This is a genomic window from Pseudonocardia sp., assembly GCF_025965585.1.
In the GTDB taxonomy this organism is placed as follows: domain Bacteria; phylum Actinomycetota; class Actinomycetes; order Mycobacteriales; family Pseudonocardiaceae; genus Pseudonocardia.
The window spans coordinates 1-5,675 of the sequence record NZ_JAOPWR010000537.1 but is presented as its reverse complement, the minus strand read 5'-3'; the positions used below and the strand labels follow the sequence as shown (position 1 = coordinate 5,675).

General features: G+C 64.8%; 5 protein-coding genes. 4 read left to right on the top strand and 1 reads right to left on the bottom strand.

Annotation, left to right across the window (positions count from 1 at the left end; all coding sequences use genetic code 11):
• The 3 genes from JWR81_RS33205 to JWR81_RS33195 all read left to right on the top strand — a co-directional run.
• Positions 1-1,500: alpha/beta hydrolase-fold protein (locus tag JWR81_RS33205; RefSeq protein ID WP_297661864.1), on the top strand; the 1,500-nt coding region annotated here is incomplete at its 5' end.
• A 238-nt stretch (positions 1,501-1,738) separates the two neighbouring features.
• Positions 1,739-2,164, top strand: coding sequence for a thioesterase family protein (locus tag JWR81_RS33200; RefSeq protein ID WP_297661862.1), 426 nt, complete (start codon positions 1,739-1,741; stop codon positions 2,162-2,164).
• A gap of 321 nt (positions 2,165-2,485) precedes the next feature.
• The gene (locus JWR81_RS33195) at positions 2,486-3,052 is read left to right on the top strand and encodes a TetR/AcrR family transcriptional regulator (protein WP_177238845.1); all 567 of its coding nucleotides are present in this window, start codon (positions 2,486-2,488) and stop codon (positions 3,050-3,052) included.
• An 82-nt stretch (positions 3,053-3,134) separates the two neighbouring features.
• Here JWR81_RS33195 and JWR81_RS33190 read toward each other — a convergent pair whose 3' ends face one another.
• A complete protein-coding gene (locus JWR81_RS33190) occupies positions 3,135-4,679 on the bottom strand; it encodes a class I adenylate-forming enzyme family protein (RefSeq protein WP_297661858.1) in 1,545 nt (514 codons plus the stop codon).
• Positions 4,680-4,926: 247 nt separating this feature from the next.
• On the opposite strand from JWR81_RS33190, the gene JWR81_RS33185 reads away from it, so the two are divergent.
• Positions 4,927-5,675 (top strand): TIGR03617 family F420-dependent LLM class oxidoreductase (locus JWR81_RS33185; RefSeq protein ID WP_297661849.1); only part of this gene is annotated, 749 nt, incomplete at its 3' end.

Sequence of the window (5,675 nt, the reverse complement as noted above, 5' to 3'; positions counted from 1 at the left end):
GGTCTCGCACTCACCCTGCTGTTACTCACTGTGCCGAACAGTGCCGAGGCGGTGGTACCACCAGCGACGAATACCTCAGATATCACTTCTCTGCCTGCACCGTATTCCCAGTGGGACGTCACGATTGGACCGGTCGACGGTGATGCCCGCGTCTTGGACCTTGATTTCAACAGCCCGTTGCTGCATCGGCGGGTCAGTAACCGAGTGTATCTTCCGGACAGATACCGCATCGAGGGAGCCGCGTACCCGGTTGTATACGCTCTGCACGGGACCGTTCTGCCGGCACTTGACGACCACACCGTGGACCCCGTGACTCAGCAAGAATCGCTACTGCACATGATCGGCGCGGGCGGGGGCTACCTGCAGACCGAGCTTTTCGACCTCACGTCACAGTTGGACAAGGCGACTTTTGTCGTCGTCGCGCCTGACACCGGCACTGACAAGTCGTGGTGTGAGACCTGTGGGTGGATCGATGGCCGCAAGGATTTGCTTCCCAACGTGCATCCGGTAACGGGTGAAACACTCCCTGCCGACTCGCATCTTCACCGTGAGCTGTACCCACTAGTAGAGGCACTGTTTAACGTCCGCAGCGATCGGGCGGGCCGTGGCGTGATGGGTTTCTCGATGGGGGGATACGCAGCCCTCGTTCAGGGCATGCTGCACCCTGACCAGTACGCGTTCGTGGCGTCGGTGAGCGGTGTCTACGAAACGCTGACCGAGCCGCGCCTTCGGGCCATCTGGGAGGCCCTGGGCTATATGAGAGACCAGGGCTACGGCACCGGTGTGACCGACGAGATCTGGTGGCGCAACTACGACCCCTCGCAGATCGCCACCAATCTCGCTGGGTTCGGCGGCAAGCTCCTGCTGAGCTACGGGGACGCTTGCCTGAGCACCGCGTCGCTGGCCACTGAGGATTGCCGCACTTATCCACCGGTCCGCAACCCCGCTGCCGCCACTATCGAAGCGCTACTGGTCGCCAACAACCACGTTGCTGTAAAGGACCTTCCTGCGAAAACTATTCCGGCGCAATTCATTCAGCTGCCGGGCGTGCATGGCGCCAACAATCACCGCGTGTATGCCGACTACATCGTCCCGTCGGCGAATGACCTGTTCAGCCGTAAGATCGTCGACCCGCGCAGCTTCTCGTACCGCACGGTCATTCCCCACTTCGCGGTGTGGGGGTACGACGTGTCGGTTGAGCGTCAGGACGACGAGTTCCTCTCCCTCGGCGCAGCACGCGCCGACGGCAGCTCTTTCACGCTGACGGGCACGGGCACAGTGCGCCTCCGCACACCGGCAGCATTCACCCCAGGTAGCACGCATCGCATCATCGTCACCGCGCAGGACGGTTCCAGCAATCAGCAGATCGCGACCGCGGATTCCAGCGGCCGTCTGGGGCTCACTATCAAATTAGGCGGCGATCATCCGCTTGATCAGGGAACGCTGACAGACGTTCTCTCCCTCGATGCGGCGAACTCCACGAACATCCAGATCAAGTAGGACCCGGCTGCAAGCCGGAGCTTTGCAGGTCAGGTGGGCCCGAGCTGCAGGGGCCCACCTGACGCCCGCGCGGTGTTGCGTCATTTCAGGCCCGCGCTTCAGCGCCTGGTGGCAGCACAATGGAGTGTACCGCGCGGTAGATAGTTGTCTGTATGGTCGGTTATCGACCGTGTGTTAGGCTCTAGGCATGGACGTACGTGCCCACGACAGCCTCGCTGCGACTCGTCGGCGGGTCGCCATGGGCGACGTCGACGCGGCTCGCATCCTCTACTTCGCGGCACCGTACCGCTGGATGGAGGAGCTGTTCACCGGATGGTTGAAGGATGTCGGTCACCCGGTGAGCGCGATGCTGCGCAACGGTGTGGCGTGTCCGTGTGTTGCCTCGGCAGCGACCTATCCGGCGCCGCTCTCTCTCGACGACGAGTTCACCCTCAGCCTCCGGCCGTCGGGTATCGGGACCACATCGTTCTCGGTGACCGCGGAGGCGCGGCGGGTGGCTGATGGTGTCGTCGCGGTACGAGCCACCGGTTGGCATGTCTGGGCCAGCTTCGACGGCGGGGATCGCCCCGACATCGCCCGCCGGGAGTTGCCGGAGTGGCTTCGGTCCGAGCTCGTCTCCCGCGAGCTGGTCGAGCCGTGCGCGGCGCAGCGCACGCGGGCATGAACGTCCGTCGGGCCAGCTGTGGTGGGTGCGCGAACGGAGTACGAGGCGAGTTCCCTCCAGGGCCGGCAGGAGCGTGGTCATTCTCGACCTCTCGCAGTCATCCATCTGCTCGTGACCGGCCAGCTCGCCGGACATCGGTACTTACGAGGACGGCCATAACGTGGGACGCAACCCGGATGTGAAACCATCGCCGAGGATCCGCGGCTGGCGCTCTTTGGAACTAGAACGGGGATCGCGGTGGCAAGGAGGTTGTTTGCCGTGACGGCAGAGGCGAGGTCGGAGCCTGCCCCGAGCAGGGTTGCGCGGCGTCGTGATCGCAAGGTGGCCGACATCCTTGCTGCGGCTGCCGACGTGCTGTCCGAGCGTGGCTTCCATGGCATGAGCCTGGACGAGATCGCCGATCGGCTGGATCTTACCAAGGCCTCGCTCTACCACTACTTCCCGAGCAAGGAGGAGCTGGTCAGCGCCTGCCTGGAGGCGCTCGCGACCACGGCGAACGAGCGGCTGCGGGAGACCTCAGGCGCTGTATCAGGCACAGCGGCCGAGCGGCTGGGCATGCTGATCCGAGCTCAACTGGACATCATCGTGCGGGAGTATCCGCAGATGGCCAGGTTGTTCCTGCAGCCACTGGACTGGCCCGAGCTGTACCGGCAGCGCAGCCGGGCCCTCCGGGTCGAGCACGACGAGATCTTTCGCTCCGTTGTTCGTGAGGGAATCCGGACCGGGGAGTTCGAGGTCGACGAGGACGTGGCCATGCACAACCTCTACGGTGCGATGAACAACGTGCCGGTATGGTTCCGCGGACGACGCAGAAGGGACATCGACGAGATGGGGGCGAAGGTCGCCGACAACCTGCTCCGGTTGTTCCTTCCGCCCTCTGCGTCGTAGTCGGGCTGATTAGAGAGGCGCCCGGTCGGGGCTCGGGCCGCAAAGCGGTCTGGGCCCCGACTGACGTCGTGTAGGTCACGCGCTAACCCACCTGGCGCTGCTGCCCCTCCCAGTAGGGCTCGCGCAGGGCACGGCGGAAGACCTTGCCGACCGCCGTCTTCGGCACTTCCCCGACGATGTCCACAGACAGCGGCTTCTTGTAGTTGGCCAGACCGGTGGCCTTGCAATGGGCCTGCAGGGCCTCCAATGTGAGCGACTCACCGGCGTGCAGAGAAACGCACGCCTTGACTGCCTCGCCCCATTTCTCGTCGGGCACGCCGATCACCACCACTTCGTTCACCGAGGGGTGTGAAGAGATGACATCCTCGACCTCGCGTGGGTAGACGTTGAGGCCGCCGCTGATGATCATGTCGTTCTTGCGGTCCACGATCGTGATGAAGTCGTCCTCGTCGCGGACCGCGAGATCGCCCATCCGGAACCACCCGTCCACGTAGGCGCTCGCGGTCGCCTCAGGCTGGTTCCAGTACCCGATCGACACGGCGTCCCCGCGTACCCGCAGTTCGCCCATCTCTCCGCGCGGCACCTCGCGGCCATCCTCACCGGCTACCCGGACGTCGAAGAAGGGCGAGGGCCGGCCGCAGGATGCCAACCGGTCCGGATGGTTCTTGAGCGCCTCGACGTGCTCGTCCGGGTAGAGGACCGTGTTGTAGATCGTGCCGCCCTCGGTGGATCCGTATCCCTGCATGAAGATCGGACCGAAGATCTCCATCGCCTTGCGCAGCACCACCGGTGCGATCGGCGAGCCCGAGTAGTAGATACAGCGCAGGCTGCTCAGGTCACGGTTCGAGGCGTCGGGGTGGTTCGCCAGCGCATTGATGATCGCCGGGGCGAGGATCGAGTGGGTGATCTGCTCACGCTCGACGACATCGAAGAACAACTTCGGATCGAAGTGGCCAAGCATCACCGAGCGGGCCCCGCGATAGAGCGCTGGGGCGGTCAGGATGCCGGATTGGTGCGACAGCGGTCCGACGTGCAGCAACGCACAGTCCGGACCCATATCACCCATGATGGTGGCCAGGATGTTGCGGTAGGTGGCCACCCAGTTGCGGTGCTGGTAGATCGCGCCCTTGTAGTGGCCGGTCGTGCCGGACGAATGGAAGACCAGGTAGGGCGTCTCCTCACTCAGCGCGGCGGGTTCGAAAGGCGCGGAAGTGCTGATCAACTGCTCGTAGTCGCCGCTGTCAGCGAGGCCGATCACCCGGGCCGGCGGCGCCTGGCCCGAGTCGATGAGGCCCTGGATGACAGTGGTGAACTCCGGCCCGGTCACGACCACCTTCGGCGTGAGGTCGTTGAGTACCCAGGCGTACTCTCGGGCGCCGTCACGTGAGTTCAATCGGCCCCGGACGGCGCCGATCATGGACACCGCGTTGTCGACCTCGACCCACTCGTTACGGTTGTTCATCAGGGCGACAACCCGGTCGCCCGGCGCCACTCCCTGCTCGAGGAGGGCCGTCGCGAGCCGGCGGCTGCGGTCCCACATCTGCCGGTAGGTCAGGGAGCCGGAACCGTCCATCAACGCGATGCGGTCAGGGAACCTCCGGACTGCGGACTCGACGAATTCGTGCACTAGGTGAGCCAATGCCTCGCCCTTCGAGAGGTGTGCCAGATGAGCGGGACCCCGAAGCCCGCGCGTGTCTCGAACGCTAGGGTCGCGAGCCGAGACAGTCAACCGTACAGTCAAAGTTCGTTTAGTGGGATAGTGTTCTACTGATCGGACGGTTGAGGCTGGAGGCCTCCAGGCCTGGGCCGACGGTCCGGCGCGATCGTGTTCTCGGCGGGGGTCGGCCGCTGTGCAGCGACTGAGAGGCAGAGACGTGAAGATCGACTATCAGCTGGACGCGTCACCGGTGAGCATCTGCGATCGAATCCGGGAGGTGGAGGCGGCGGGCTATCACGGTGCCTGGCTGCTCGAGGCCGCCCACGATCCGTTCCTGGGTGTCGGACTCGCGGCTCAGGTCACTTCGCGGGTGGAGATCGGTACCGGCATTGCGGTGGCCTTCGCGCGTTCGCCGATGACGCTCGCGGTCTCCGCGAACGACCTGCAACTCGTGTCGCAAGGAAGGTTCCTACTGGGTCTCGGCTCGCAGATCCGGCCGCACATCACGCGGCGGTTCTCCATGCCCTGGTCGCATCCGGCTGCGCGCATGCGGGAGTACGTGCTCGCGTTGCAGGCGATCTGGGCGTCCTGGAACGACGCCACTCCGCTGCACTTCGAGGGCGAGTTCTACCGGCACACGCTGATGACCCCGATGTTCGACCCGGGGCCGAACCCTTACGGGAAACCGCCCGTCGTGCTTGCCGGCGTCGGGGAGGCGATGACCAGGACCGCGGGTGAGGTGGCCGACGGTTTCCTCTGCCACGGCTTCACCACTGAACGCTATCTCCGGGAGGTCACGCTGCCTGCGCTCCACCAGGGCCGGCAGAGGACAGGGCTGTCGCTGGAGGGCTACGAGATCGTCGGCATGCCGTTCGTCATCACCGGCGCCACCGCGGAAGAGTTCGCCACGGCAAAGCAGGCGACCAAGAAGCAGATCGCGTTCTACGCCTCAACACCGGCATATCG

What these genes read in the sequence shown, in the direction of transcription:
- JWR81_RS33200 (WP_297661862.1), top strand. Translation starts at nt 1,739, where the DNA reads ATGGGCGACGTCGACGCGGCTCGCATCCTCTACTTCGCGGCACCGTAC.